Here is a 26292-nt window from a genome sequence, read left to right as displayed (position 1 = left end):
TGCTCCCTAGTACTTCAGCAGGTTGGTGTCGTCGACCGAGGCCGAGCGCCGGGTGCGGAAGATCGCCATGATGATCGCGAGCCCCACCACGACCTCGGCGGCGGCGACGACCATCACGAAGAACGCCATCACCTGGCCGTCCAGCGACCCGTTGATCCGGGCGAACGTGACCAGGGACAGGTTCGCCGCGTTCAGCATCAGCTCGATGCACATGAACACGACGATCGCGTTGCGGCGCACCAGCACCCCGACCGCGCCGATGGCGAACAGCAGCGCGGACAGGAGCAGGTAGTACGTCGGGGTCATTCCTCGTCCCCTTCTTTCTTACCTACGAGCGCGTGGGCGTCGGGAACCTCTTCCGTTCCGGCGACCTGCTTACGCTCGGTTTCCAGCTGCGCGGCCGAAGTCGACTCGATGATCTCCGAGAGCGACTCCCTGGCGATCGAGCCGTCGGGCAGCAGCGCCGGGGTGGCGACCGAGTTGGCCGTGGCGAACACACCCGGGCCGGGCAGCGGCGAAGGCCGGTCGTGCTTGCCGGTGAACCGGTCGACGACCATCTCCTTCTGGTTCTTCTTGCCGCCCTTGGCGTGCCGGTCGGTGAACGCGAGCACCATCGCGCCGAGCGCGGCGGTGATCAGCAGCGCCGAGGTGAGCTCGAACGGGAACAGGTACTTGGTGAAGATGAGCCGTCCCAGCCCGCCGGGGCCGCCGCCGTCGAGGTTCGCCGGGTCACGCGGCAGCGCCGGGGTGACGTTGGCCAGCGCGCGGGCGAGACCCGCGGCGAGCAGGCCGCCGACACCGATGCCGAGCAGGGTCGCCATGACCCGCTGCCCGCGCAGCACTTCGACGACCGAGTCGGAACTCTCCCGGCCGACCAGCATCAGCACGAACAGGAACAACATCATGATCGCGCCGGTGTAGACGATGATCTGCGTGAAGCCGAGGAACGGCGCCTGCTGGATCATGTACAGCGCGCCGAGGCACAGCATCGTGAGGACCAGCCACAGCGCCGAGTGCACGGCGTTGCGGGAGAAGATCATGCCGAGTCCGCCGAGCAGCGCGAGCGGGCCGAGCACCCAGAACGCGATGGTCTCGCCGGTGGTGATCCCGGCCGAAACGTCCGTCTGCGCGAGGAAAGCCGTGATCACTGGACCGGCTCCTTCGACTCAGCGGGCTTCCGTGCGAGTTCTGGACCGTTGACGTAGTAGTCCTGCTCGTTGTCGCCGAGCCGCATCGGGTGCGGCGGCTGCTCCATACCGGGCAGCAGCGGCGCGAGGAGGTCTTCCTTGGTGTAGATCAACCGCTGCCGGTCGTCGTCGGCCAGCTCGTAGAAGTTGATCATCGTCAGGGACCGGGTCGGGCAGGCCTCGACGCACAACCCGCAGCCGATGCAGCGCAGGTAGTTGATCTGGTAGTCGGCGCCGTACCGCTCACCGGGCGAGTACCGCGCCTCTTCGGTGTTGTCGCCGCCTTCGACGAAGATCGCGTCCGCCGGGCAGGCCCACGCGCACAGCTCGCAGCCGACGCATTTCTCCAGCCCGTCCGGATGCCGGTTGAGCTGGTGCCTGCCGTGATACCGCGGAGCCGCGGGAGCGCCCGCCTCCGGGTACTCCTCGGTGGCGACCTTCTTGAACATCATGCCGAAGGTGACACCGAAACCCTTGATGGGATCAAACATCCCCATCGCCGGCCTCCCTTCCACTGGAAACCGCCGCGGGCTTGCGCTTGGCAGCCCGGGCTTCGGCCTTCGCGAGGGCCTTCTGACGCGGGGTCTTCTCCGGGACCTGCAGGTCGAGCGGCGGCACGGGGAATCCGCCGCCGGTCACCGGAACGTAGTCGTCTTCTGGGACCTTCTTGTCCGGCAGCAGCAGGCTCAGGATGACGACGACGAGGATGAGCGCGCCGCCGCCGATGAGGATCTGCGGGGTGGACAGGCCACCCGAGTTCTTGATCGCGCGGACCGTGACGATCACGACGATCCAGACCAGGTTGACCGGCACCAGGACCTTCCAGCCCAGGCGCATGAACTGGTCGTACCGCAGCCGCGGCAGCGTGCCGCGCAGCCAGATGAAGCCGAACAGCAGGATGAACAGCTTGGCGGTGAACCAGATCAGCGGGAGCCAGCCCTGGTTCAGCGCGTGGTCCGCGCCGACGAACGGGAACTTCCAGCCACCGAGGAACAACGTGGTTGCGAACGCCGAGACGATCACCATGTTGACGTACTCGGCGAGGAAGAACATCGCGAACTTCATCGAGCTGTACTCGGTGTGGAAACCGCCGACCAGCTCGGATTCGGCCTCGGGGAGGTCGAACGGCGCGCGGTTGGTCTCACCGACCATGGAGATCAGGTAGATCACGAAACTCGGCAGCAGCAGGTAGAAGTACCAGCCGGTCTGCTGGGAGTCGACGATCGCCGAGGTGGACATCGAGCCCGAGTAGAGGATCACGCCGACGATCGACAGACCCATCGCGATCTCGTAGGAGATCACCTGGGCGGCACTCCGCAGGCCGCCGAGCAGCGGGTACGGCGAGCCGGACGACCAGCCCGCCAGCACCAGGCCGTACACCCCGATCGATGAGCAGGCGAGGATCACCAGCACGCCGACCGGCAGGTCGACCAGCTGGAGCACGGTCCGCTCACCGAAGATCGAGACGACCGGCCCGAACGGGATCGCCGCCAGCGCGATCAGCGCCGGCACCGCGGAGATCACCGGCGCGAGGAAGTACACCTTGCGGTCGGCGGTGTCCGGGATGATCTGTTCCTTGAACGGCAGCTTGATCGCGTCCGCGAGGGACTGCAGGTAGCCGCCGGGCCCGACCCGGTTGGGGCCGGGACGGTTCTGCATCCGGCCGACGGCCTTGCGCTCCCAGACGATCAGGAAGATCGTCAGGATCGGGCCGATCAGCAGGATGACGACCGTCTTGAGCAGGACCAGCCACAACGGGTCGTCCGCCAGCAGCGCCGCCCGCTCGGCGGCGTCCGGCATCTGGCTGAGCAACGGAGTCACTTCTCACCTCCGGTGAGGGTGACGGCCGAGCCGTGGCCCGCGCAGAGAGAGGCGCGGACGGCCGAGCCGTCGGAGTTGCCCGGGAGCCACACGACGCCGTCCGGCAGGTCGGCGACCTCGATCGGCAACGTGATGGAACCGCGTTCGGTGGAGACCTTGACGCTGCCGCCCAGGCCTTCGGCGGTCTTCGCCGAGAGCTTGGCGACGACCTCGCGCTGGGTGCCCTTGAGGTGCGGCTCGCCGTCCTGCAGCGAACCGTTGTCGATCAGCTGGCGCCAGGTGGCTAGGAGGACCTGGCCGTTCTTGGGCTCGGCGCGTGCAATGAAAGGTCCTTTACTTGCAAATTCTGCAAGGAAGGAGCCTTTCCTAGCAGGCAGCTTGGCCAGATCGGCGGCGGAGGCGGCCGGGGTCTGGGTGAACAGGTCCGCGTCCATCTCGACGGCGAGGGTGTCAAGCACCCGGCAGTCCGGCAGGGCGCCGGTGCCTTCGAGGGTGACGGCGAACTCGCGGCGGCGGCCTTCCCAGTTCAGGTAGCTGCCCGCCTTCTCGACCGCCGGGGCGATCGGGAGGACGACGTCCGCGTGCTCGGTGACCCCGCTGTGCCGCAGTTCCAGGCTCACCACGAACTTCGCGTTCTCGAGCGCGCGACGGGCCAGGTCCGGGTCCGGCAGGTCGTCCGGGTCGACGCCGCCGACGAGCAGGCCGTCGATGTCCTGGCCCGAAGCGGCCTTGAGGATGGCGGTGGTGTCGCGGCCTTCCGTGGCGGGAAGCGTGACGCCCCAAGCCTTTTCGACCTCGGCGCGAGCCTCGGCGTCGGCGACCGAGCGGCCACCCGGCAGCAGCGTCGGCGCCGCGCCCGCCGCCAGGGCACCGCGTTCACCCGCACGACGCGGGATCCACGCGAGCCGGGCGCCGGTGCGCTCCACCAGCCGGTGCAGGGCCGAGAAGAGACCCGGGACCTCGGCGGCACGCTCGCCGACGAGGATCACGGCGCCTTCCGAGGCCAATGCCTGGTCGACGTCCTGCGCGTGCTGCGCGATGCCGTCGATCGCGGCGGCCTCGGCACCCGGCGCGCAGGCCAGCAGTTCGCCGAAGGTCTTGCGGACCGACGAGGTGGTCCACTGTCCCAAGTGGACGACGCGGGTGCGGTTCTTGCGGGCCGCCTTGCGCAGCCGCAGGAACACGATCGGCGCTTCGTCCTCCGGCTCGAACGCGACGCACAGCACCGTGCGCGCCCGCTCGATCTCGCCGAAGGTGACTCCGCTTTCCGACGTTGTCCCGACCACGTGCGACGCGAGGAAGCCCAGCTCCTCGGCCGAGTGCGGGCGGGCGCGGAAGTCGATGTCGTTGGTGCCCAAGGCGATCCGCGCGAACTTCGAGTACGCGTAGGCGTCCTCGACGGTCAGACGGCCACCGGTCAGCACAGCGGCGCCCTTGCCGTCGCGTGCCTTGGCCAGCCCTTCGGCGGCCGCGCGCAGCGCGTCGGTCCAGGAAGCCTCTTCCAGCACACCGTCGGCGTTGCGGACCAGCGGACGGCGGATGCGGTCGTCCGCGGTCGAGTAACGGAACGCGAAGCGACCCTTGTCGCAGAGCCACTCTTCGTTGACCTCGGGGTCGTCGCCCGCGAGCTTCCGCATGACCTTGCCGCGGCGGAAGTCGGTCCGCTCGGCGCAGCCGGACGAGCAGTGCTCGCACACGCTCGGCGAGGACACCAGGTCGAACGGCCGCGAACGGAACCGGTACGCGGCCGACGTCAGCGCGCCGACCGGGCAGATCTGGATGACGTTGCCGGAGAAGTACGACTGGAACGGCTGGCCCGACGTCGTCCGCGAAGCCAGGTCCAGCACGTCCGCGGTCTCGGCGGTGCCGATCTGCTGGTGGGCGCCGCGTTCGAGGAGCTCGATGAACGGGTCGCCGGCGATCTCGCGGGAGAACCGGGTGCAGCGCTGGCAGAGCACGCAACGTTCGCGGTCCAGCAGCACCTGCGAGGAGATCGGCAGCGGCTTCGGGAACGTCCGCTTCGTGTCGACGAAGCGTGAGTCCGCGCGGCCGTGCGCGAGCGCCTGGTTCTGCAGCGGGCATTCGCCGCCCTTGTCGCAGATCGGGCAGTCCAGCGGGTGGTTGATGAGCAGCAGCTCCATCACACCCTGCTGGGCCTTGTCCGCGACGGCCGAGGTCAGCTGGGTCTTCACGACCATGCCGTCGGCGACCGTCATCGTGCACGAGGCCTGCGGCTTCGGCATCGGGCGGCCGCCCATTTCGACCTCGACCAGGCACTGGCGGCAGGCACCGGCCGGGTCGAGCAGCGGGTGGTCGCAGAAGCGCGGGATGACCGTGCCGAGCCGTTCGGCGGTGCGGATCAGCAGCTCGCCCTTGGGCGCGATGACCTCTTCACCGTCGATGACCAGCTTGACGTGGCCCTCGGGGACCGGAGTGTCCTCTGTGGACGTCCCGGGCTTGTCGGGTGCGATCGTCATGCCTGCGCCCCCACCAATTCGCGCTTGTTTGCTTGACACAAAGCCAGGAATTCATCCCGGAAGTACTTGATACCGCTCTGGATCGGCGAGACCGCGCCGTCGCCGAGCGCGCAGAACGAGCGGCCGAGGATGTTGTCGCAGACGTCGAGCAGGGTGTCGATGTCCTCCTCGGTGCCCTTGCCCTCGACCATGCGCTCCAGGATCTGCGCCAGCCAGTACGTGCCCTCACGGCACGGCGTGCACTTGCCGCAGGACTCGTGCTCGTAGAACTGCGTCCACTTCATCACGGCCCACGGCACGGAAACGGTCTCGTTGAAGACCTGCACGGCCGTCGTGCCCAGCATCGACCCGGCTTCCGCCGCGCCTTCGAAGTCCAGCGGAACATCGAGGTGCTCGGCGGTGAACATCGGCGTGGACGAACCACCCGGCGTCCAGAACTTCAGCGGGATGCCGTCCTTCATGCCGCCCGCCATGTCCAGCAGCTCGCGCAGCGTGGTGCCGAGCGGGCATTCGTACTGGCCGGGCTTCTCGACGTGGCCGGAGATCGAGTAGATCTTCGGGCCGGGCGACTTCTCGCGGCCCATCTCGCGGAACCAGCTCGAACCGCCGTTGACGATGTACGGCGCGCTGGCGATGGTCTCGACGTTGTTCACCGTGGTCGGCGCGGCGTAGAGGCCCGCGGCGGCCGGGAACGGCGGCTTGAGCCGCGGCTGGCCGCGACGGCCTTCCAGCGAGTCCAGCAGCGCCGTCTCCTCGCCGCAGATGTACGCCCCGGCGCCCGCGTGCACGGTGATGTCGAGGTCGAATCCCGAGTCGAGGATGTTCTTGCCGAGGTAGCCCGCTTCGTACGCCTCGCGCACGGCCGCGTTCAGGCGGCGGATGCAGTGCAGCGCCTCGCCGCGGACGTAGATGAAGCAGTGGTGCGAACGCATCGCGTACGAGGCGATGATGCAGCCCTCGATCAGCGAGTGCGGGTCCGCCATCATCAGCGGGATGTCCTTGCAGGTACCCGGCTCGCCCTCGTCGGCGTTGATGACGAGGTAGTGCGGCTTGTCCTCGTTCGGCGGCATGAAGGACCACTTGATGCCGGCCGGGAAGCCCGCGCCGCCACGGCCGCGGAGGCCGGAGTCCTTGACCAGCTGGACGATCTGCTCGGGAGTGGCCTTGAGCGCCTTGCGGATCGCGGTGTAGCCCTCGAGGGCTTCGTAGGACTGGATCGTCCAGGAGTTGGGCGAAAGCCAGCGCTTCGTGAGGACCGGAGTGATGGGATCGGCCATTACTTCTTCTCCACTTCGGGCAGTGGGACGTCCTTCATCGCGGGCGCGGTCCAGCCGCGATCCTGCGCGACCTGCGCGCCCCGCAGGGTTTCGACGGCCTGCGAAGGACCGTCGACGTCCGTGCGGTACTGCTGCGCGTCCTCCGGGAAGAACCCGGCGAGCTGCAGTTCGGCACCCTTGAAGTTCGTCAGCGGCGCGCCGCGCGTCGGGGCGGGCTTCTTGCCCGCCTGCAACGCGTCGACCAGCGCGACGGCCTTGTCCTCGGTCTGGTTGTCGAAGTACTCGTAGTTGACCTGGATGACCGGGGCGAGGTCACAGGCCGCGAGACATTCGGCGTGCTCCAGCGTGATCGAGCCGGGCTCGTTCGGCGTGCCCGCGGTCTCGTTGTGCCCCAACGGCTTCTCGTCGGAGCCGAGATGCGTCTGGAGCTTCTTGTAGATCGCGTCGCCGCCCATGGCCGCGCAGAGCGTGTTCGTGCAGACGCTCACCAGGTGCTCGCCGCACGGGCGGCGCTTGTACATGGTGTAGAACGTCGCGACCGCGCTGACCTCGGCGTCGGAGAGGTCCAGGTTCTGCGCGCAGAAGGCGATGCCCTCCTGGCTCACGTAACCCTGCACCGACTGCACCAGGTGCAGCATCGGCAGCAGCGCCGACCGCGACTGCGGGTACCGCGCGATCAGGTTCTGCGCCTTGGCGTACGTGTCGGCGTCGAAGATGTCTTCGAGCTTCGCGTTCTCCAGGATCCCTTCCGCCTCGGCGGGATCCGGCGCGATCGCGATCACGTCGACGTCGCCACCGGCGGCGATGTGGGTCTGCTCGGCCAGGCTGGTGCCGGGCTCGGGCGTCGGTGTCGTTTCGGGCTGGGTGCTCAACGGTCCACTCCCCCCATGACGGGGTCGATCGAGGCGATGGCGGCGATCACGTCCGCCACCAGGCCGCCTTCGGCCATCGCGGGCATCGACTGCAGGTTCACGAAGCTCGGTTCGCGCACGTGGACCCGCAGCGGCCTGGTGCCGCCGTCGGAGACCAGGTGCACGCCGAGTTCACCGCGCGGCGACTCCACGGAGGTGTAGGTCTGGCCCGGCGGGACCTTGAAGCCCTCGGTGACCAGCTTGAAGTGATGGATCAGCGACTCCATCGACTGGCCCATGATCTTGCGGACGTGCTCGAGCGAGTTGCCCATGCCGTCGCTGCCGATCGAGAGCTGCGCCGGCCAGGCGACCTTCTTGTCCTCGACCATGACCGGGCCCGGCTCGAGCTTCTTCAGGCACTGCTTGATGATCCGCAGGCTCTGGTGCATCTCCTCGACACGCAGCAGGTAGCGCGCCCAGCAGTCCGCCTCGGTCGAGGTCGGGATGTCGAACTCGAACTCCTCGTAACGGGAGTACGGCTCGGTCTTGCGCATGTCCCACGGGAGACCCGCACTGCGCAGCACCGGGCCGGTGACGCCGAGCGCGAGGCACGCGTCGACCGGCAGGTACCCGACGCCCTTGAGCCGGTTGCGCCAGATCGGCTGCCCGGTGAAGAGCTTGTCGTACAAGGGAAGCCGCTCGTCCATCGTCTTGACGAACTGGCTGACCACCTCGTGGTAGTCGGCGGGCATGTCCTGCGCGAGCCCGCCGGGACGGATGAACGCGTGGTTCATCCGGAGACCGGTTAGGTGCTCCAGCAGGTGCAGGACCTCTTCGCGCTCACGGAAACCGAGCGTCATCGCCGTGGTGGCGCCGAGTTCCATGCCGCCGGTGGCGATGTAGACCAGGTGCGAGCCGATGCGGTTGATCTCCAGCAGCATCACGCGCAGCAGTTCGGCGCGGCGCGGGGCCTGGATGCCGAGCAGCTTCTCGACACCGAGGCAGTACGCCATCTCGGTCGAGAGCGGGGCGAGGTAGTCCATGCGCGTCACGAAGGTGACGCCCTGGGTCCACGTGCGGTACTCGCAGTTCTTCTCGATCCCGGTGTGCAGGTAGCCGATGACCGAGCGGAGCTGGGTGACGGTCTCGCCCTCCATCTCCAGCACGAGCCGGAGCACGCCGTGCGTCGACGGGTGCTGCGGGCCCATGTTGATGACCATGCGCTCGTCGTGGCGGGAGTCCTCGATGAGGTCTTCCCAGTCACCGCCGGAGACGGTGTAGACGCGGCCTTCGGTGGTCTCGCGGGAGTCGGCGTACTCGACGCTGTCGCTGCCCTCGGGCGAAGTGTCGGTGCCCGTGGTGACGTCTGAGAGGTGTTCGGTGCTCACGAGTACGACCTCCGCTGGTCCGGCGGCGGGATCTCCGCGCCCTTGTATTCGACCGGGATCCCGCCGAGCGGGTAGTCCTTGCGCTGGGGGTGACCGTCCCAGTCGTCCGGCATGAGGATGCGGGTCAGCGCCGGGTGGCCGTCGTAGACGATGCCGAACATGTCCCAGGCCTCCCGCTCCTGCCAGTCGGCCGTCGGGTAGACCCCGACCAGAGACGGGACGTGCGGGTCTTCGATGTCGAGGGTCACCTCGAGCCGGATGCGGCGGCGGTAGGTCATCGACGTGAAGTGGTAGACCGAGTGCAGCCGCTGCGGCACGTCGACGCCGTAGTCGACGCCGGACACCGAGCTGAGCAGTTCGAAGCGGAGACCGGCGTCGTCGCGCAGGACCTTGGCGATCTCGACGAGGTGCTCGCGGGAGACGTAGAAGGTGATCTCGCCGCGGTCGACCGTCGTCTGCTGGATCGCGTTCGCCGGGATCTTGTTGTCCGCCAAGGCCGCGTAGAACTCGTCGGCGAACTCGTCGAACCAGCCGCCGTACGGGCGCTCCGCCGGGGGCGGGCTGTACGCGGGGAGGCGGACGCCGCCGTAACCGGAGGTGTCACCGGTGCCGCGGACGCCGAACATGCCCTGGCGCTCTTTACCGGTGACGACCGGCTCGGCCGGGCGGGTGCCCTGCGGTTCGAGGCCGCCTGCGGGCCGTTCGGCGCTGGACTGCTCGCCGCCGGTTTCCGGGGTTTCGGGGGAGTTTTCTTCGGGCACGTCGCTCACTTCTTCGCGTACTTGATCGAGGAGGCGATCAGCTCGGTGCGCTCACCGCTGGCGGCGCGGATCGCGGCCCGGCGGGCGTTGATCGGCTCGTCCTGGATCTTGGCGTGCAGCTTCAGGATCGCGTCGAGCAGCATCTCGGGGCGCGGCGGGCAGCCGGGGAGGTACATGTCGACCGGGACGATGTGGTCGACGCCCTGCACCACGGCGTAGTTGTTGAACATGCCGCCGGACGAGGCGCAGACGCCCATCGCCAGCACCCACTTGGGCTCGGCCATCTGGTCGTAGATCTGGCGGAGCACCGGCGCCATCTTCTGCGTGACACGGCCGGCGACGATCATCAGATCGGCCTGGCGCGGCGTCGCGCTGAAGCGCTCCATGCCGAAGCGCGCGATGTCGTAGCGGGAACCGCCGACGGTCATCATCTCGATCGCACAGCAGGCGAGACCGAAGGTGGCGGGCCACATGGAGTTCTTGCGGGCCCAGTTCACCAGGCCTTCGAGACTGGCCAGGAGGATGCCGTTGGGGAGTTTTTCTTCGAGGCCCATGCTTCTCTAGTTCCAATCCAGGCCGCCGCGACGCCACACGTAGGCGTACGCGAAACCGACCGTCGCGATGAACAGCACGATCTCCACCAGGCCGAACATGCCCAGCGCGTCCGCGGAGACCGCGAACGGGTAGAGGAAGACCATCTCGATGTCGAACAGGATGAACAGCATCGCGGTGATGTAGTACGCGACCGGCATCCGGCCGCCGCCGACGACCGGCTGCGGCGACGGTTCGATACCGCATTCGTAGGCCGCGAGCTTCGCCTTGTTGGCCCGGCTCGGGCCGACGAGCGGGCCGAGCAGCACCGAAAGCACCGCGAACGCGAGAGCGAGGACGAACAGGAGGACCAGGGGGAGGTACATGTCCAGGTTGGGCACCTTCGAGGTGTCCGCCTGGGCCAGCACGGGCAACATCAGCACGGGGTTTTCGCCATCCTTTCCGCGCCGCTGCGGTTTTCGAGTCGGGGTTCACCGCTTCCCTCGGTCGGCACCCTAAGTCACCTGGGTCACACCGCCGAGGGTTAGGCAACCCTTACGGGCCGTGCATGACGGCCTCCTTGCTTGTGAAATAGTTCACAAGCCTCCCGTCGAGGATGTGAAGCGATTCACAAAGCATGGGGCGAGTGTAGGACGTGACTCACATTCTTGTCCCTAGGCCCCGTGCTATAAGGCTGCCCTAACTTGACCGCACGGCCAGTACGGTTAGTTCCGGCGTGCGGTACCGGTGACCTGCGACGTCGTTCTCAAGATCGGCTTCAGGGGGCTGTTTGACCGCATTTGTCCTGTGACCGATACCACTGCGCGGAGTACCCGTGACTGGTCCAGACGTGTGGTGGCGGGCCGTGGCGCACAGCATTTCGTCCTCTGAATGCGGTGGTTCGGAGGGCGAACTACCGCATTCAGAGGACGAAATGCGTGGCGTCAGCGTGGGGAGGGAGTCGCCCGCGCCAGAGCAGCGATGAGGCGGTCGACGCCGTCCCCGCCCTTGGCGTCGTAGCAACCCGAAAGTCCCTTATACACCAACGGAAGGATCGAGTTGATCCGGAGGCCGTACTTCGTCGCGGCGTGCATGACCTTCGGCTTCCCGATCAGCTTCGCGAACACGTTGCCGAGCCGGTAGTAGCCGCCCATGAGCTCCGCGACGGCGCGCGGGTAGCCCTCAAGGGCACGCTCACGCGAAGGTCCTTCGCGCCGCGCCAGCGCCTGCACGACGAACTCCGACGCCAGCTGCGCCGACTCCATCGCGGCCGAGATGCCCTCGCCGTTGAACGGGCTGACCATGCCGCCCGCGTCGCCGAGCAGCAGCAGGCCGTCGCGGTAGTGCGGGGTGCGGTTGAAGCCCATCGGGAGACCGGCGCCGCCGACCTTGCCGATGGCGTTCTCCTCGCGGTAGCCCCATTCCTCGGGCGTCCCGTCGAGCCACTGGCGCAGCAGCGCGCGGTAGTCGGTGCTGCGGAACGCGGCCGACGTCGACAGCATGCCGAGGCCGACGTTCACCGTGCCGTCGCCCAGCGGGAACGCCCAGCCGTAGCCGGGCAGCAGCTTCGGGTCGCGCGGGTCCGAGCGGTCCCACAGCTCCAGGTGGCCCTCGATGAACGGGTCGTCGTGACGCGGGCTCTTGTAGTACTGCCGCACCGCGACGCCCATCGGGCGCTTCTCGTTCTTCTGGATGCCGACGCTCAGCGCGAGCCGCGCGGAGACGCCGTCGCAGGCCAGCACCAGCGGAGCGCGGTAGCTCACCGGCGTCTTCTCCGGGCCGACCTTCGCCTCGACGCCGATCACGCGACCGGTCGGGCTGGTCACGGCGCCGGTGACGGTCGTGCGCTCGTAGAGCCGCGCGCCCGCCTTCACCGCGGTCTTCGCGAGTAGGTCGTCGAAGTCCTGCCGGGTCCGCGAAACGCCGTACGGCGGGTAGCTCGTGAGGTCCGGCCAGTCGAGCTCCAGCGTGAGCTCGCCGGTGAGGATTCGCAGGCCGCGGCTGTGCACCCAGCCTGCGTCCTCGCTGGTGTCGATCCCGAGGTCGATGAGCTGCTTGACGCCGCGCGGGGTCAAGCCGTCGCCGCACACCTTCTCGCGCGGGAACTCGGTCTTCTCCAGCAGCAGCACGTCGACGCCCGCGCGGGCGAGGTACGTGGCGGCGGTGGAGCCGGCCGGTCCGGCACCGACGACGATGACTTCGGCGTCGTGGTCTGCGTTGCGACGGGTCATGTCTAAGAATCTACAGAGGGCTTTTTGGCGCGGTGGATGGCGACGACGCCGAACGTGAGGTTCAGCCACTCCACCTCGGTCCACCCGGCGCTCGCGATGATCTCGCCCAGCGTCCGCTGATCCGGCCACGCCAGCATGGATTCGGCCAGGTAGGAGTAGGCCTCGGGGTTCGACGAGGTCCTGGCGCCGACCCAGGTGAGCAGCTTCGCGATGAACTTCCGGTGCAGGAAGCGGATCGGCGGGAATGTGGGCGTCGACACCTCGCAGATCACCAGACGGCCGCCCGGTTTGACCACCCGCGCGATCTCGGTGAGCGCGGCCTTGGTGTCGACGAAGTTCCGCAGCGCGAGCGAGATGGTCACCGCGTCGAAGCTGCCGTCGGCGAACGGCAGCTTCATCGCGTCGGCGGCCACCATCGGGACGCCGCGATGCTTGCCCGCCTTGAGCATGCCGACCGAGAAGTCCGCCGCGAGGCACCACGCGCCGTTGCGCGCGTACTCGACGGTGGACACGCCGGTGCCCGCCGCGAGGTCCAGCACCTTCTCCCCGCGTTTGGCGTCCAGCACCCGGCCGGTGATGGTGCGCCAGCGGCGGTCGAAGCCGAAGGTCATGAACGAATTCGCGCGGTCGTAGCCGTCCGCGACGTCGTCGAACATGGCGGCGACTTCGTGCGGATCCTTGTCAAGACTCGCTCGGGACATACCCGAACACTAACCCCGAGGCCCTGAGACAGGTCACCCAAGCGGGAGCAAAGCGACAGCCCGTAGGTTCACCTGGCCCGGTGAAGCAACGCCGGGGCACGGTGCGCACCGGCCCCCGCGACCTCGCCGGCGAGGATCCTCCGCTCCAGCAACCGCAGTTCCGGCCCCGGTTCGAGGCCGAGCTGATCGACCGAGATCCGGCGCGCACGCCGGTACGCCGCCAGCGCGTCGGATGTGCGGCCGGCTCGCCACAGGGCGTCCATCAGGAGGTACTGGGCACGCTGCCGCAAGGGGTGCCGCCGCACCAGATCGGCCAGCTCGACGGCCGCGCTCGCGTGCCGCCCGAGGTCGAGTTCCGCCTGGTAGAGCTCTTCGAGCAGGACCAGGCGGTGCTCCGAGAGCCGCATCGTCTCGTCCGAGAGCAGGGGGACGTCGAGGCCTTCGTAGGGCGCGCCGTGCCAGTGCGTGAGGGCCTGCCGGATCAGCGAGGCCCGCTGCGCCGGGTCCGCGGCCTTCAACGCCTGGCCCGCCAGCGTCTCGAAGGTCTCGACGTCGAGTTCGCCGGGATGGACCTCCAGCCGGTAGCCGCCGTTGTCGAAGACGAGCCGGTCGCCCTCGGGCAAGGCCTGCCGCAGCTTGTGGACGTGCCAGTGCAGCTTCGGCACCGCCCGCGGCTCCCATTTGCTGTCCCACAGCGCCTCGGTGAGCACATTCACCGGGACGAAGGTGTTCGCCCGGACCAGCAGCACGCCGAGGAGCGTTCTCCGCATCCGGCCGTGCAGCGGGACCGACCCCGAACCGGAAGAGATGCTGAACGTTCCCAGTACTTCGAACCTCACGTGCCGTCCTCTCGCTCGATGGCGTGAGGGGACGATGAATGCCGGTTGTACAAAGAAGATACAAAGTGATCAAGTGTGCGCGGAGAGCATTCCCCGCACCGCCCTCGGCCAGGCGAATTCCTCCGCGCGGGCCCGCGCCGCCGCACGTCGCGCGTCCTCCGGGCTCTCCAGCAGCCCGGTGACCGCACCCGCGAACGCGGGTGCGCGATCGTCGACGGCCTCACCGCAGCCGGGCCGCACGATCTCCCGCAGCGCCGACGACGCCGAGACCACCACCGGCGTGCCCGAAGCGAGCGCCTCCAGCGCCGCGAGTCCGAACGTCTCGTGTGGACCGGGCGCGAGGGAGACGTCGGCGCTGGCCAGCAGCCGGGCGACGTCGCCGCGTCCGGAGAGGAAGCCGAGGAAGGTCACCGGAAGCCCGCGTGCCCGGCGTTCCAGCGCCCGGCGGCGGGGCCCGTCGCCCGCGATGACGAGCCGTACGCGGTGCCCCGCCTCGGTGAGCTCGGCGACGGTGTCCACACTGCGCTCGACGTGCTTCTCCGGTGACAGTCGTCCACAGTGGACGATCAGCGCGTCGGCGTTCCCGGTCAGCGCGTGCCGCCAGCCGTCGTCGCGCCGGGCCGGGGCGAAGGTCGTGAGGTCGACGCCGAGCGGCACGCGCCGCACGTTCGGCGCGGCGATCCGGTCGAACTCCGCGCGGGCGAACGCCGTCGTGCAGACCACCGTGTCGTAGTGCCGCGCCATCCGCCGGTTCGCGACGTCCGCGACGCGCCGCGCGACAGGTTCGGGCATCAGGAACTGCTCCAGCAGCCGGTCGAGGCGCTCGTGCGAGATCACCATGCTGGGCACGCCGTTGCGCCGCGCCCAGACACCCATGCCGCGCAGGGTGAGCCGGTCGGACACTTCGAGCCTGTCCGGCTCCAGGCGTTTCAGCACCGCGCGCACCCGATGCGGATCGACCGCGCGATAGCCGCCCGTACCGGGAATCTGTGGCGCGGGAAGGGAAAACCGGCGTACGCCCGAGGGCAGCGTCTCGTCCGCGTAGCGCTGCCCGGGCACCACGAGGGTCACCTGATGACCGCTGGCCACGTAACCGGCGCCTAGGTGATGCAGCGCCGTCCGCAGCCCGCCCGAGCGTGGTCCGTAGAAGTTGGCCAGCTGGACGATGTGCATCTTTACGCCGCGCGAGCGATCTTGCCCTGGACGGCCTCGTAGTGGCCGACCAGTTCGTGACAGACCGCGGGCCAGGTGCGGCCCAGAACGACCTTGCGCGCCTTCTCCCCCAGCCTGGCCCGGAGCGCTTCGTCGCGCAGGTCGTTCACCTTGTCCACCAGCGCCGTCGCGAACCCTGCCCGGTCGGCGGGGAGGAGATAGCCGGTGCGGCCGGGCAGGACCAGATCCTTCGGCCCGCCCGCGTCCGGGGCCAGCACCGGGAGGCCGGACGCCATCGCCTCCTGGATGGCCTGGCAGAACGTCTCGTGCGGTCCTGTGTGGACGAAGACGTCGAGGCTCGCGTACGCGGCGGAAAGCTCTTCGCCGTAGCGGGCGCCGAGGAACGCAGCGCCTGGGATGCGTTCGCGCAGCATCGGCAGCTCCGGTCCGTCACCGACGACGACCACCCGGATCCCGTCGACCCCGGCGAGCGCGGTCAGCCGTTCGACCTCCTTCTCGGGTGCGAGCCTGCCGACGAAACCGACCAGCAGTTCACCGTTCGGCGCCAGCTCGGCACGCAACGCGGGATCGGCGTGGACCGGCGAGAACCGCTCGATGTCGACGCCGCGCGCCCAGCGGTGCACCCGCGGGATCCCGTGCAGTTTCAGCTGTTCCACCGAATCCGTCGACGGCGCGAGCGTGCGGTCGGCGCGCGAGTGCAGGCGGCGCACCCAGCGCCAGGCCGCGCGGGCGGCGATACCGAAGCCGTACGCGGCGGCGAATCCGGCGATGTCGGTCTGGTACACCGCGACACACGGCACCCGCAGCCGCCGGGCCGCGGCGAGCCCTCGGGCGCCGACCACGAACGGCGACGCCAGATGCACCACGTCCGGACCGAAATCGGCCAATGCGGTGAGCACCGTCCTGGTCGGGACGCCGACCGGGAGGGAGTTCACGCCGGGGAAATCGAGGGCGGGAATGCGCACGACCGGGGCACCGAGGTACTCCACGGGACCCGGCCCCGGGGCGATGATCAGCACGTCGTGCGCGCGGTCGCGGAGGTGTTCCACGACGCGGAGCACGGAGTTGGTCACGCCGTTCACCTGGGGCAGGAAACTTTCGGTGACTATCGCGACTCGCACGCGGTCACTGTCGCATCCGGTTGTGACGGCCACGCCAACAAAAACGGAACAGACGACATGTCATCTCAAGGTCGTGTTCCGTAAACCAGGCTCGGCCACACTAGGCAGGCATGACCCTCCTGTCGTCTAGGCCGCCTCAGCCCGTCGAGCCCGGGCTGGTGTCGAGGGCCCTCGAAGTGGCCGGGCGGCTGGCCAACGACGCGACCGACGTGATCACCGCGACCGCCGGCCGGGGCGCCCAGCCCGATCCGAAGGACTCACCCTTCGACTGGGTCACCGACACCGACCGGATCCTCGAACGCCACACCCGCCGCGTGCTGACCGCGGAATTCCCCGGCATCCCCGTCGTCGGCGGTGAATTCGGTGCCGACCACGGTGCCGACGTCGCCGAATACCGCTGGGTGGTCGACCCGGTCGACGGCACCGCGAACTACGTCGCCGGGGTGCCGTGGTGCGCGTACAGCCTCGCCCTGATCGACGCTTCCGGCCCGGTGGTCGGCGTGGTCGCGGACCCGTACCGCGCCCAGATCTACGCCGCCGCGCGCGGCCGCGGCGCCCGGGCGAACGGCAAGCCGATCACGCTGACCGACCGCTGCGGCACCGCCGGGGCGATCGTCTGCACCGAACTCACGCGCAAGGGCGTCTGGCCGGGGATGGGCCAGTTCATCGAACGGGCCGCCGCCGCGCACGCCGGGGTCCGGGTGCTCGGCTCGGCGGCGCTGGCGATCGCGCAGGTCGCGCTGGGGCACGCCGCCGCGGCGGTGCTGCACAGCTACCGCGAGTGGGACGTCGCCGGCTCGGTCGCGCTGGCCATCGAAGCCGGGGCCGTGGTCCTGGACCGGCACGGCGAGGACACCGCCCTACCCGTCGACGCCCTCTTGGTCGCTGCCCCCGGCGTGGCGGACGAGGTCCTGGGCTGGTGGCGGGAGTCGGTCGGCTGAGTTCCGCCCCCAATCACGCGAGTTACGCCTCTGATCACGCGTGTCGTCCCTTCAATCACGCGAGTTCGCCGTTTCCGCACGTCAAGCCGGCGTGCCGCATCGGACGACTCGCGTGATCAGACGGACGACACGCGTGATTGGGGGCGCGACTCGCGTGATTGAAGGCGTAACTCGCGTGATCAGGCGGCGGACTCGGCGAGCGAGCGCCGGTAAGCCAGCCGTTGCCGCCGGATCCACCACAGCAGCGGACCGGCGATCAGCCAGGTGAAGAAGATCATGCTGCCCAGCGGAAGCAGGGTGTTCGCCGCCGAGCGCCCGGCCACCCGCGCGAGTTCCGGGTCGCCGATGTCGTACTCGATGTTCACCAGCTGCCCGGCGGCCAGCCCCGACGGGTAGAGCACGCCGTTGGCCGGGCTGTGGATGATGCCGTCGGGGGTGGCGTAGTTGATGATCGTGCGGTCGAAGGCCACCGACTCGACCTGGGCCGTGGCCTGCCCGAGCTCCGCTTCGATCGCGCTGTCGTTGCGGATGGCGGCGAACAGCAGCGAGACGCCGAGCACGGTGACGAGTGAGGCGACAACGAGGGCGGCATACCACCCGATGCGCCTCACCCGCTCCGTTTTGGCCGTCACGCCGCGAGCGTATCGCTACCCGTCAGTGGGCGTGTCGCGCGGCGAGGAATTCGTGCGTCGCCTTGATCTGCGGGTAGGACTTCGGTGCGACCGGGGCCACAGCGGCCCGGAAAGCCTGCGCACCGTTCGGGCCCACCGCGGGCTTGCCCTTGGTGTACAGCCACGTCTGGAACAGGTCGTACAGCGGTTTGCCCGAGATCTTCTCCGCCAGTGCGATGAACTCTCCGATCACCGCCGACTTGGCCTTCTTCACCTGCTGCCAGGTCTGCAGGATCCGGAAGAACGTGTCGTCACCCACGGTCTTGCGCAACGCGTGCACGGCGAGCGCGCCGCGGTCGTACACGGCGGCGTCGAACTGGTTCTCCGCACCCGGGTCGGCGGGCAGGACCTGCCAGAACGGGTCCTCGGCGGGCACCGAGTCGTAGATGTACTGCGCGAGTTCGTCGGCGGTGCCCTCGCCGGTCTCCTCCGACCACAGGAACTCGCCGTAGGAGGCGAAGCCCTCGTTCAGCCAGATTTCGCTCCACTTGCCGAGCGTGACGCTGTCGCCGAACCACTGGTGCGCCTGCTCGTGCGCGACGATCGAGGTGTTGGAGCCGGACCGGAAGGCCCTGGCGCCGTAGACCGGCCGCGTCTGGTTCTCCAGCGCGAAGGTGATGCCGGTGGTGACGACGCCGCCCTGCGCCTCGAACGGGTAGGGCCCGAACTTCGAGGCGAGGAATTCGGTGATCTCCGGCGTCCGCTCGATGCTGGCCTTGGCCGCGCCGAGCGATTCGCCGAGGTCGGCGCCGTACGCGGTGATGAACGGCTGACCGTCCGGCGTGGTCTGCTGGTTCACCTCGAACTTGCCGACCTCCAACGACGTGAGGTACGTCGCCTGCGGTTTGGTGCTGCGCCAGTTCCAGCGCGTCCAGCCGGGCCGTTGCACCGTCTTGCGCACGAGCGTGCCGTTCGACAGCGCCGCGACGTCGTTAGGGACCTCGACCGAGATGTCGTACGTAGCCAGATCGGTCGGGTGGTCGTTGGACGGGAACCACCAGGCCGCGCTCTGCGGCTCGTCGACGGCGAGCGCGCCGTCCGGGGTCTTCTTCCACGCGGTGAACCCGTCGATCTTCACCTTCGACGGCGTGTCCGCGTAGGCCACGACGACGGTGGCCGTCTGGCCCTTCTTCAGCGGAGCCGAGGGCGTGACGGTCAGCTCGCCGGTGCCGTCGGTCGACGTCGCGAACTTCGCGGGCCGGTTGTTCACGCGGACGCTCGAAACCTTCAGGCCGAAGTCGAGGTTGAACGCCGAGAGGTCCTGCGTCGCGGTGAGCAGGATCGTCGTGGCCCCGGACAGCAGGTCGGTCGCGGGCTGATAGGTCAGCCGCAGGTCGTAGTGCCCGACGTCGTAGCCGCCGTTACCGGCGTGCGGGTAGTACGGGTCGCCGATGCCGATCGAGCCGGGCGCGGGTGCGGCCGCCGCGGAACCGGCGAGCAGCACCGAGACGACGCCCGCGGTCAATCCGGCGAAGCCGGCGCGAGTCTTCAAGCGCATTGCGAATCCTCCCAGGATTTGTCAGCGCGCTCGAACGTAGCCAGCCGATCATGCTCCAGACACGTCCAAAGGAGGGGTTCCTAACCCCTGGACTGAGATCAAAAACGGCTAGACAGCCCGCACCGCGGAGGAAACCGCCGTACGGAGCCGCGCGTGCAGCTCGCGGTGACGCGTTCGGTCCACGCGGACCTCCACCACCCGCAGCCCCGGCGCGGGCTTGAGCGCCTCGCGGAACTCGGTGAGCGTCTCGGCGACGACGTGCGGCACGCGGTAGCCGGCGCACAGCGCGCCCAGGTCGGCGCCGTGCGGCGTCCCGAAGACGCGCTCGAAACCGGCGTTGTGCTCCGGCGCCCCCTGCTCCAGCAGGGAGAAGATGCCGCCGCCGTCGTCGTTGAGCACCACGATCGTCAGGTCGGGACGCTGTTCGGCGGGCCCGGTCAGCAGGCCGCTCGCGTCGTGCAGGAACGTCAGATCGCCGAGCAGGGCGTACGAATGTCCCCTGTGGACGGTCGCGGCACCGATCGCGGTCGAGACCATGCCGTCGATCCCGGCGACGCCGCGGTTGCGGTGCACGAGGACGTCGGGCCGCAGCCGTCCGGCGAGCGCGACGTCACGCGTCGGGTTGGACGAGCCGACGACCAGCAGCGACCCTTCCGGGACCGCGTCGACGAGTTCGGTCGCCAGGCGCAGCCCGCTCGGCCACGGCTCCGCGGCCAGTGCTTCGGTCACCGCCGCCGACGCCGCCTTGTCCGCGCGCTGCCAGCTCGCCAGCCATTCCGGGTCGGCCGGTTTGGACGGCTCGTCGAACCACTGGCCGACCTGGCGGACGTTGTGCGCGGGCGCGGGCCAGTCCGAATCGGGCCGGACCAGCAGCACCTCGACGTCGGGATCGGACAGCACCCGCTGGACCTGCCGGAACACCGTCGGGCGGCCGATGCAGAGGACCTGTTCGGGCTTGTGCCGCGAGATGAACTCCTCGACACCGAGCAGCCACGCGCCGGACGAGATCGCCGTCGCGCCGGCCATCCCGATGCCGCCGGTCTCGGAGACGACCGGCCAGCCGTGCAGTTCGGCCCATTCGCTGGCCGCCTGCACGCCGGTGTCGCACGCGATGACCAGGCCGGACCGGGCCGAGGGCACCACGAACGAGGGAAGCGCGCCGAAGTCGGGAAGCTCGGTCCAGCGAGCGCCGTCGGGACGCCCTTCGAGTGACTCGTACCACTCGCCGTCATCATCGATGTCCGGCACGAGCGGCTCCCGGAACGGGATGTTCAGGTGCACCGGCCCGCAGCGCCATTCGCCGTACGCGGCGTTCCAGGCGCGGCAGATCTGGCCGCGCCAGTACGAGTTCTGCCCGGCACGGCGTTCGGCGACGGCGAGCTCGTCGAAGTAGCGGATGGCGTTGCCGTAGAGCTGGTGCTGGTCGATGACCTGGCTCGCGCCGGCGGCCCGCATCTCGGGCGGCCGGTCGGCGGTCAGCACGATCAGCGGGACCCCCGCGCGATCGGCCTCCAGCACGGCGGGGTGGAAGTTCGCGGCCGCGGTGCCCGAGGTGCACAGCACGGCGACGGGGCGGCCGGTGCGCGCGGCGATGCCGAGGGCGAGGAAGGCGGCGCCGCGTTCGTCGATGCGGACGTGCAGCTGGAGGCGTCCGGCGGCCGCCGCGTCGTACAGCGCGATCGACAGCGGGGCGTTGCGTGAGCCCGGGCAGAGGACGACGTGCGAGACGGTGTTGCGGACGAGTTCGTCGACGATGACCCTGGCCTGCGCGGTGGAAGGATTCACCGGCAGACCTCGGGTTTCACACTACGACTCACGGCCACACGTCCTATTCTCCCAAACGTGGATGACGCCCAGGTTTCCGAGCTGTTCGACCCGGCCTTATGGACCGAGGTCGAAGGTTTCGACTTCACCGACATCACCTATCACCGCTCCTCTGAGAGCCGCTCAGGCAAACGTGTCGTACGTGTCGCGTTCGACCGTCCCGAGGTCCGCAACGCCTTCCGCCCGCACACCGTCGACGAGCTGTACCGCGCGCTCGACCACGCGCGGATGAGCTCGGACGTCGGCTGCGTCCTGCTCACCGGCAACGGCCCGTCGCCGAAGGACGGCGGCTGGGCGTTCTGCTCCGGTGGTGACCAGCGTATTCGCGGACGCTCCGGGTATCAGTACGCGGACGGGGAGACCTCCGACACGATCGATCCGGCCAGGGCGGGCCGGCTGCACATTCTCGAGGTCCAGCGGCTGATCAGGTTCATGCCGAAGGTGGTCATCGCCGTGGTCCCGGGGTGGGCGGCGGGCGGCGGGCATTCGCTGCACGTGGTGTGCGACCTCACGCTGGCTTCGGCCGAACACGCGCGGTTCAAGCAGACAGACGCCGACGTCGGCTCCTTCGACGGCGGCTACGGCTCGGCGTACCTGGCCAAGCAGGTCGGGCAGAAGTTCGCGCGGGAGATCTTCTTCCTCGGGCGCGAGTACACGGCCGAGCAGATGCAGGCGATGGGCGCGGTCAACTCCGCCGTCCCGCACGCGAAGCTCGAGGCCGAGGCGCTGGACTGGGCGTGGGCGATCAACGGCAAGTCGCCGACGGCGCAGCGGATGCTCAAGTACGCGTTCAACCTCACCGACGACGGCCTGGTCGGCCAGCAGCTGTTCGCCGGCGAGACGACGCGGCTCGCGTACATGCAGGACGAGGCCGTCGAAGGCCGCGACTCCTTCCTGGAGAAGCGCTCCCCCGACTGGTCGGCGTTCCCGTACTACTACTGACCTCCCGCATTTCGTCCTCTGAATGCGGTAGTTGCGTGCGCAACGATCGCATTCAGAGGACGAAACGCGGACGTAGGGTGGCGGGATGCGTGCGGTAGGGGTGGACGGGAGTCCGGAGTCGATCGTCGAGCTGACCGCGGCATTGGCCGGGGCGCTCGACGGCGGCCCGCCCGTCCTCCCCTACTCGTCCGAGGCCCTGCGGGACGCGATGGAGCCGACGCGCCCGGCCGAGCCGGGGACGGCGGTGATCATCGCCACCTCCGGGTCGACCGGCGAACCCAAGGGTGTGCTGCTGTCGGCGTCGGCGCTGACCGCGTCGGCTCATGCCACCCACAAACGGCTCGGCGGGCCGGGGCACTGGTTGCTCGCGACCCCGGCGCAGTACGTCGGCGGGTTGCAGGTGCTGGTCCGCTCGCTGCTGGCCGGAACGACGCCCGCCGTACTGCACGGCTCCGGTTTCCGGCCGGACGCCTTCGCCGAGGCGGCCGCTCCGCTGCTGTCCCTGGACGGCCCGCGCTACACCGCGCTCGTGCCGACTCAGCTCGGGCGGTTGCTCGACGCGGGCGGCCCGGGGCTCGCGGCGGCCCGCGCGTTCGACGCGATCATCGTCGGCGCCGCGGCGACCACCGCCGAACTCCGCGAGCGCACGGCCGAAGCCGGCGTGAAGATCGTGCCCGCGTACGGCATGAGCGAGACCGCGAGCGGCTGCGTCTACGACGGCGTACCGCTGGACGGAGTACACGTCGACCTCGAAGACGAGCGGGTCTATATCACGGGTGACGTCCTCGCGCACGGCTACCGGCTGCGACCCGGCCTGACCACGGAGGCCTTCGAGGGCGGCCGGTTCCGCACGTCCGACCGTGGCCGGTGGACGGCCGACGGGCGGTTGGAGATCCTCGGGCGGATCGACGACATGATCAACACCGGCGGGGTGAAGGTGGCCGCCGCGGCCGTCGAGCGGATCTTGACCGCGCAGCCCGGAATCCGGGACGCGTGCGTGGTCGGAGTACCCGACCCCGAGTGGGGTGAAGCCGTCGTCGCACTCGTCGTCGGCGCTGGTTGCGACGTCGAATCGCTGCGTGCCGCGTGCCGTGCGGAGGCCGGCGCGGCGGCCGCTCCGAAGCGGGTCGAATTCGCCGAAGAACTCCCTCTACGGGGCCCCGGGAAGGTCGACAGGACGGCCGTCAGGAATCTCCTACGAAGGTCGTGAATTCCCCACCGATTACCGGGACGTTGTTGACACGAACATTACCCGCGGGTTTACGTCTACCTATGACGCGCTGGACACGCACAGTATTGGCCTGCACCGCCGTCACGATGGGACTGGTCGCTTTGGCCGGGCCCGCGCTGGCGGACGAACCGGAGACCGCCGTTCCGAACAGCGGCACGCTCACCTGGACCCTGGAAGACGCGATCGACGACCTGAAGTAGGGCCGCTCGTCACCTGCCCGCGATGGCCGGGCAGGTGACGAGCCCCGCATACCGGCCGGTAGTGGCCAGGGCCAGAATGGCGGCATGGCGACTGCTGGTGAATGGATCGAAGGGGCGCGCCCGCGGACGCTGCCCAACGCGGTGGCGCCGGTGGTCGCCGGAGTCGGTGCGGCGGTCGCGCTCGACGGCTTCTCCTGGCCGCGCTCGATTCTCGCGTTGCTCGTCTCGCTTTCGCTGATCGTCGGCGTCAACTACGCCAACGACTACTCCGACGGCATCCGCGGCACCGACGAGAACCGCGTCGGCCCGCTGCGGCTGGTCGGCTCCGGGGTCGCGAAGCCGAAGGCCGTCCTGGCGGCCGCTCTCGTCGCACTCGGGCTCGCCGGAGTCCTGGGGCTCGTGCTCGTCGCGATCAGCGGACTGTGGTGGCTGCTGGCGATGGGCGCGGTCTGCATCCTGGGCGCCTGGTTCTACACCGGCGGCAAAAAGCCTTACGGCTACTACGGTTTCGGCGAGATCGCGGTCTTCGTCTTCTTCGGGCTGGCCGGTGTGCTCGGCACCGTGTACGTCCAAGCCGGACAGCTGAGCTGGGCCGCGCTCGGCTGCGCGGTCGCCGTCGGCTCGTTCTCGACCGGTGTGCTGACCGCCAACAACCTCCGCGACATCCCCACCGACATCGAGTCCGGCAAGCGCACCCTCGCCACCCGGCTCGGTGATGGCGGCACCCGCCGGCTTTACCTGACGCTGGTGGCCGTCCCGTACGTCGTGAGCGTGCTGCTCGCCTTCGTGACGCCGTGGGCGCTGCTGGGCCTGGTGACCGCGCCGTTGCTGCTGAAGTCGGTCAAGGCCGTCGGCGGCGGCGCGCAGGGGCGGGCGCTGATCCCGGCGCTGCGGGACACCGGGTTCGCGATGCTGGGGTGGGCGGTGCTGAGTGCGGTCGCGCTGGCGCTCTGAGCCGTCACCGGACTTTTGATGCGGGACTGTGTGGATTTCGGGTCGTTGGATGACCCGAAATCCACACAGTGGGTGTGAACGGACCGTTCATACCTTGAGTTTTTCGCTTTGGGCCACCATCGGTTGGGGACCGAGAACTGGACGGTCACTACATGTAGCCCAAGTGGTAGCAAAGGTCCCTTGCTCCCTTTGGCGATCCGGCGAACTTGAGGTAGACCGCCCACCCGGCGTTGCGAAAGCCACTTTCGCAACGCTGAAGGTTGCGAAAGTGGCTTTCGCAACACCCCGAGAAGTGCCGGCCCGGCCGAAGCCCCTCAGGCCTCCGGAGCGAGCTTCCCGCTCACCAAAAACTCCCGGTACTTGTCCAGATAAGGCGCGATGTCGATGTTCTTCTGCGCCAGCCAAGCATCGTCGTAGTACGTGTTCGCGTACCGCTCCCCACCGTCGCACAGCAGCGTGACGACACTGCCCGCCTGCCCCTCCGAGACCATCCGCGAGATCAGCGTGAACGCGCCGAAGAGGTTCGTCCCGGTCGAGCCGCCCGCCCAGTGCCCCGTCCGCTCGCGCAGCACGCGGATGGCCGCCAGCGAAGCGGCGTCCGGCACCTGGAGCATCTCGTCGATCACGCCGGGCACGAACGACGGTTCGACGCGCGGCCGCCCGATGCCCTCGATCCGCGACGGCATGCCGGTGCTGTAGTCGAGCGCCCCGGTCTGCCAAGCGCCGAAGAACGACGAGTTCTCCGGGTCGACGACGGCGATCTTCGTGGTGTGCCGCTTGTAGCGCACGTAGCGGCCGAAGGTGGCGCTCGTGCCGCCGGTTCCGGCGCCGACGACGATCCACGTCGGCACGGGGTGCCGCTCGGACTGCATCTGCGCGTACACGGATTCGGCGATGTTGTTGTTCCCGCGCCAGTCCGTCGCGCGCTCGGCGTAGGTGAACTGGTCGAGGTAGTGGCCGTTGCACTCCGAGGCGAGCCGCTCGGCCTCCGGGTACATGTCCGGCGCGCGGTCGACGAAGTGGCATTCGCCGCCGTAGAACTCGATGAGCGCGATCTTCTCCGGCGACGTGCTGCGCGGCACCACGGTGATGAACCGCAGCCCCAGCATCCGCGCGAAGTACGCCTCCGAAACCGCGGTCGAGCCGCTGGACGCCTCGACGAGCACGGTGTCCTGCCCGATCTGGCCGTTCACCAGGCCGTACAGGAACAGCGAACGCGCGAGCCGGTGCTTGAGCGAGCCGGTCGGGTGGACGGACTCGTCCTTCAGGTAAAGGTCGATGCCCCACTCGGCCGGCAGCGGGAAGACGTGCAGGTGTGTGTCGGCGCTGCGGTTCGCGTCGGCCTCGATGATGCGGACGGCTTCGCGGACCCAGCTCCGGCTGTGCAGACGGCTCACGCGGCGCCGTCCGCTCGGTCGCCGCGCAGCTGGGAGCGCAGTTCGGCACGGGCGCGAGCGCGCTTTTCGTTGCGGCGGGCGAGTCCGGCGGTCACGCGCGCGTTCAGCGGGCGGAACAGCAGCAGACCCAGCGGCAGCCCCACGACCAGGCCGATCAGCAACGCGACCAGCAGCGGGACGTTGACCAGCAGCAAGCCCCCCGCGATGACCCCGACCAGGACGAACCTGGCCAGTACGTACAGCGTCAGGTCACGGGGCAGGTGATTATCGCTCACA

At 69.1% G+C, this 26292-nt stretch carries 26 protein-coding genes; 5 read left to right on the top strand and 21 right to left on the bottom strand.

All coding sequences use genetic code 11. The features are described from left to right. Positions 1-6: 6 nt before the first annotated feature. From nuoK to DMC61_RS04685, 16 genes are all read right to left on the bottom strand, one after another. Entirely contained in the window at positions 7-306 is a 300-nt protein-coding gene (nuoK, locus tag DMC61_RS04760) for an NADH-quinone oxidoreductase subunit NuoK (protein ID WP_005151882.1), read from the bottom strand. After that, positions 303-1148: an NADH-quinone oxidoreductase subunit J gene (locus DMC61_RS04755; RefSeq protein ID WP_125687011.1), complete on the bottom strand. Its 846-nt coding sequence runs from the start codon at positions 1146-1148 to the stop codon at positions 303-305. Before DMC61_RS04755 ends, nuoK begins: the two co-directional genes overlap by 4 nt. Next, on the bottom strand, positions 1145-1684 hold the full coding sequence (gene nuoI, locus DMC61_RS04750) for an NADH-quinone oxidoreductase subunit NuoI (RefSeq protein ID WP_016330967.1): 540 nt from the start codon (positions 1682-1684) through the stop codon (positions 1145-1147). The genes DMC61_RS04755 and nuoI overlap by 4 nt, the downstream gene beginning before the upstream one ends. Next, entirely contained in the window at positions 1671-3008 is a 1338-nt protein-coding gene (nuoH, locus tag DMC61_RS04745) for an NADH-quinone oxidoreductase subunit NuoH (protein ID WP_016330966.1), read from the bottom strand. The genes nuoI and nuoH overlap by 14 nt, the downstream gene beginning before the upstream one ends. Continuing rightward, positions 3005-5485 (bottom strand): NADH-quinone oxidoreductase subunit G, encoded by a 2481-nt coding sequence (locus tag DMC61_RS04740; RefSeq protein ID WP_125687009.1) that lies wholly within the window; start codon positions 5483-5485, stop codon positions 3005-3007. Before DMC61_RS04740 ends, nuoH begins: the two co-directional genes overlap by 4 nt. Further along, a complete protein-coding gene (gene nuoF, locus DMC61_RS04735) occupies positions 5482-6762 on the bottom strand; it encodes an NADH-quinone oxidoreductase subunit NuoF (RefSeq protein WP_016330964.1) in 1281 nt (426 codons plus the stop codon). Before nuoF ends, DMC61_RS04740 begins: the two co-directional genes overlap by 4 nt. Next, positions 6762-7634: an NADH-quinone oxidoreductase subunit NuoE gene (gene nuoE / locus DMC61_RS04730; protein WP_038520068.1), complete on the bottom strand. Its 873-nt coding sequence runs from the start codon at positions 7632-7634 to the stop codon at positions 6762-6764. The genes nuoF and nuoE overlap by 1 nt, the downstream gene beginning before the upstream one ends. Then, positions 7631-9001 (bottom strand): NADH-quinone oxidoreductase subunit D, encoded by a 1371-nt coding sequence (locus DMC61_RS04725; protein WP_016330962.1) that lies wholly within the window; start codon positions 8999-9001, stop codon positions 7631-7633. Before DMC61_RS04725 ends, nuoE begins: the two co-directional genes overlap by 4 nt. Continuing rightward, the gene (locus DMC61_RS04720) at positions 8998-9762 is read right to left on the bottom strand and encodes an NADH-quinone oxidoreductase subunit C (RefSeq protein WP_016330961.1); all 765 of its coding nucleotides are present in this window, start codon (positions 9760-9762) and stop codon (positions 8998-9000) included. The genes DMC61_RS04725 and DMC61_RS04720 overlap by 4 nt, the downstream gene beginning before the upstream one ends. A 5-nt stretch (positions 9763-9767) precedes the next feature. Then, complete coding sequence (locus DMC61_RS04715) at positions 9768-10316, bottom strand: NADH-quinone oxidoreductase subunit B family protein (RefSeq protein WP_005151847.1); 549 nt, start codon at positions 10314-10316, stop codon at positions 9768-9770. Positions 10317-10322: 6 nt separating this feature from the next. After that, positions 10323-10730: an NADH-quinone oxidoreductase subunit A gene (locus DMC61_RS04710; RefSeq protein WP_037335926.1), complete on the bottom strand. Its 408-nt coding sequence runs from the start codon at positions 10728-10730 to the stop codon at positions 10323-10325. 507 nt (positions 10731-11237) lie between these two features. Continuing rightward, the gene (locus DMC61_RS04705) at positions 11238-12524 is read right to left on the bottom strand and encodes a geranylgeranyl reductase family protein (protein WP_125687007.1); all 1287 of its coding nucleotides are present in this window, start codon (positions 12522-12524) and stop codon (positions 11238-11240) included. Between the two features lie 2 nt (positions 12525-12526). Then, positions 12527-13225, bottom strand: coding sequence for a class I SAM-dependent methyltransferase (locus DMC61_RS04700; protein ID WP_063272804.1), 699 nt, complete (start codon positions 13223-13225; stop codon positions 12527-12529). Between the two features lie 68 nt (positions 13226-13293). Beyond that, on the bottom strand, positions 13294-14064 hold the full coding sequence (locus DMC61_RS04695; RefSeq protein ID WP_063272803.1) for an AfsR/SARP family transcriptional regulator: 771 nt from the start codon (positions 14062-14064) through the stop codon (positions 13294-13296). A gap of 69 nt (positions 14065-14133) precedes the next feature. Beyond that, positions 14134-15237 carry a glycosyltransferase family 1 protein gene (locus DMC61_RS04690; RefSeq protein WP_125687005.1) on the bottom strand — a complete coding sequence of 368 codons (1104 nt, stop codon included), beginning with the start codon at positions 15235-15237 and terminating at the stop codon, positions 14134-14136. A gap of 2 nt (positions 15238-15239) precedes the next feature. Next, a complete protein-coding gene (locus tag DMC61_RS04685; RefSeq protein ID WP_199749887.1) occupies positions 15240-16358 on the bottom strand; it encodes a glycosyltransferase family 1 protein in 1119 nt (372 codons plus the stop codon). Positions 16359-16468: 110 nt separating this feature from the next. Here DMC61_RS04685 and DMC61_RS04680 point away from each other — a divergent pair, with 110 nt between their 5' ends. After that, positions 16469-17299: an inositol monophosphatase gene (locus DMC61_RS04680; protein WP_043847870.1), complete on the top strand. Its 831-nt coding sequence runs from the start codon at positions 16469-16471 to the stop codon at positions 17297-17299. Positions 17300-17478: 179 nt separating this feature from the next. Here DMC61_RS04680 and DMC61_RS04675 read toward each other — a convergent pair whose 3' ends face one another. From DMC61_RS04675 to menD, 3 genes are all read right to left on the bottom strand, one after another. Beyond that, positions 17479-17931 (bottom strand): DUF3592 domain-containing protein, encoded by a 453-nt coding sequence (locus DMC61_RS04675; protein ID WP_125687003.1) that lies wholly within the window; start codon positions 17929-17931, stop codon positions 17479-17481. 22 nt (positions 17932-17953) lie between these two features. Next, positions 17954-19468 carry a M1 family metallopeptidase gene (locus DMC61_RS04670; RefSeq protein WP_125687001.1) on the bottom strand — a complete coding sequence of 505 codons (1515 nt, stop codon included), beginning with the start codon at positions 19466-19468 and terminating at the stop codon, positions 17954-17956. Positions 19469-19576: 108 nt separating this feature from the next. Further along, complete coding sequence (menD, locus tag DMC61_RS04665) at positions 19577-21253, bottom strand: 2-succinyl-5-enolpyruvyl-6-hydroxy-3-cyclohexene-1-carboxylic-acid synthase (RefSeq protein WP_199749886.1); 1677 nt, start codon at positions 21251-21253, stop codon at positions 19577-19579. Between the two features lie 57 nt (positions 21254-21310). On the opposite strand from menD, the gene DMC61_RS04660 reads away from it, so the two are divergent. From DMC61_RS04660 to DMC61_RS04650, 4 genes are all read left to right on the top strand, one after another. Further along, positions 21311-22234 carry a 1,4-dihydroxy-2-naphthoyl-CoA synthase gene (locus DMC61_RS04660; RefSeq protein WP_007030899.1) on the top strand — a complete coding sequence of 308 codons (924 nt, stop codon included), beginning with the start codon at positions 21311-21313 and terminating at the stop codon, positions 22232-22234. An 85-nt stretch (positions 22235-22319) separates the two neighbouring features. Next, positions 22320-23444 (top strand): o-succinylbenzoate--CoA ligase, encoded by a 1125-nt coding sequence (menE, locus tag DMC61_RS04655; protein WP_199749885.1) that lies wholly within the window; start codon positions 22320-22322, stop codon positions 23442-23444. Positions 23445-23506: 62 nt separating this feature from the next. After that, positions 23507-23665 (top strand): hypothetical protein, encoded by a 159-nt coding sequence (locus tag DMC61_RS41345; protein WP_167337758.1) that lies wholly within the window; start codon positions 23507-23509, stop codon positions 23663-23665. 84 nt (positions 23666-23749) lie between these two features. Continuing rightward, positions 23750-24619, top strand: a complete 870-nt coding sequence (locus tag DMC61_RS04650) for a 1,4-dihydroxy-2-naphthoate polyprenyltransferase (protein WP_016330948.1) — start codon at positions 23750-23752, stop codon at positions 24617-24619. A 314-nt stretch (positions 24620-24933) separates the two neighbouring features. On the opposite strand, the gene DMC61_RS04645 is transcribed toward DMC61_RS04650, so the two are convergent. Both DMC61_RS04645 and DMC61_RS04640 read right to left on the bottom strand, forming a co-directional pair. Continuing rightward, entirely contained in the window at positions 24934-26016 is a 1083-nt protein-coding gene (locus DMC61_RS04645; RefSeq protein WP_125686997.1) for a PLP-dependent cysteine synthase family protein, read from the bottom strand. Then, positions 26013-26291 carry a DUF4229 domain-containing protein gene (locus DMC61_RS04640; protein WP_016330946.1) on the bottom strand — a complete coding sequence of 93 codons (279 nt, stop codon included), beginning with the start codon at positions 26289-26291 and terminating at the stop codon, positions 26013-26015. The genes DMC61_RS04645 and DMC61_RS04640 overlap by 4 nt, the downstream gene beginning before the upstream one ends. Position 26292 lies beyond the last annotated feature (1 nt).

Source organism: Amycolatopsis sp. WAC 04169, from assembly GCF_003947535.1.
Lineage (GTDB): Bacteria > Actinomycetota > Actinomycetes > Mycobacteriales > Pseudonocardiaceae > Amycolatopsis > Amycolatopsis keratiniphila.
This window is presented reverse-complemented; position numbering and strand designations above follow the sequence as displayed.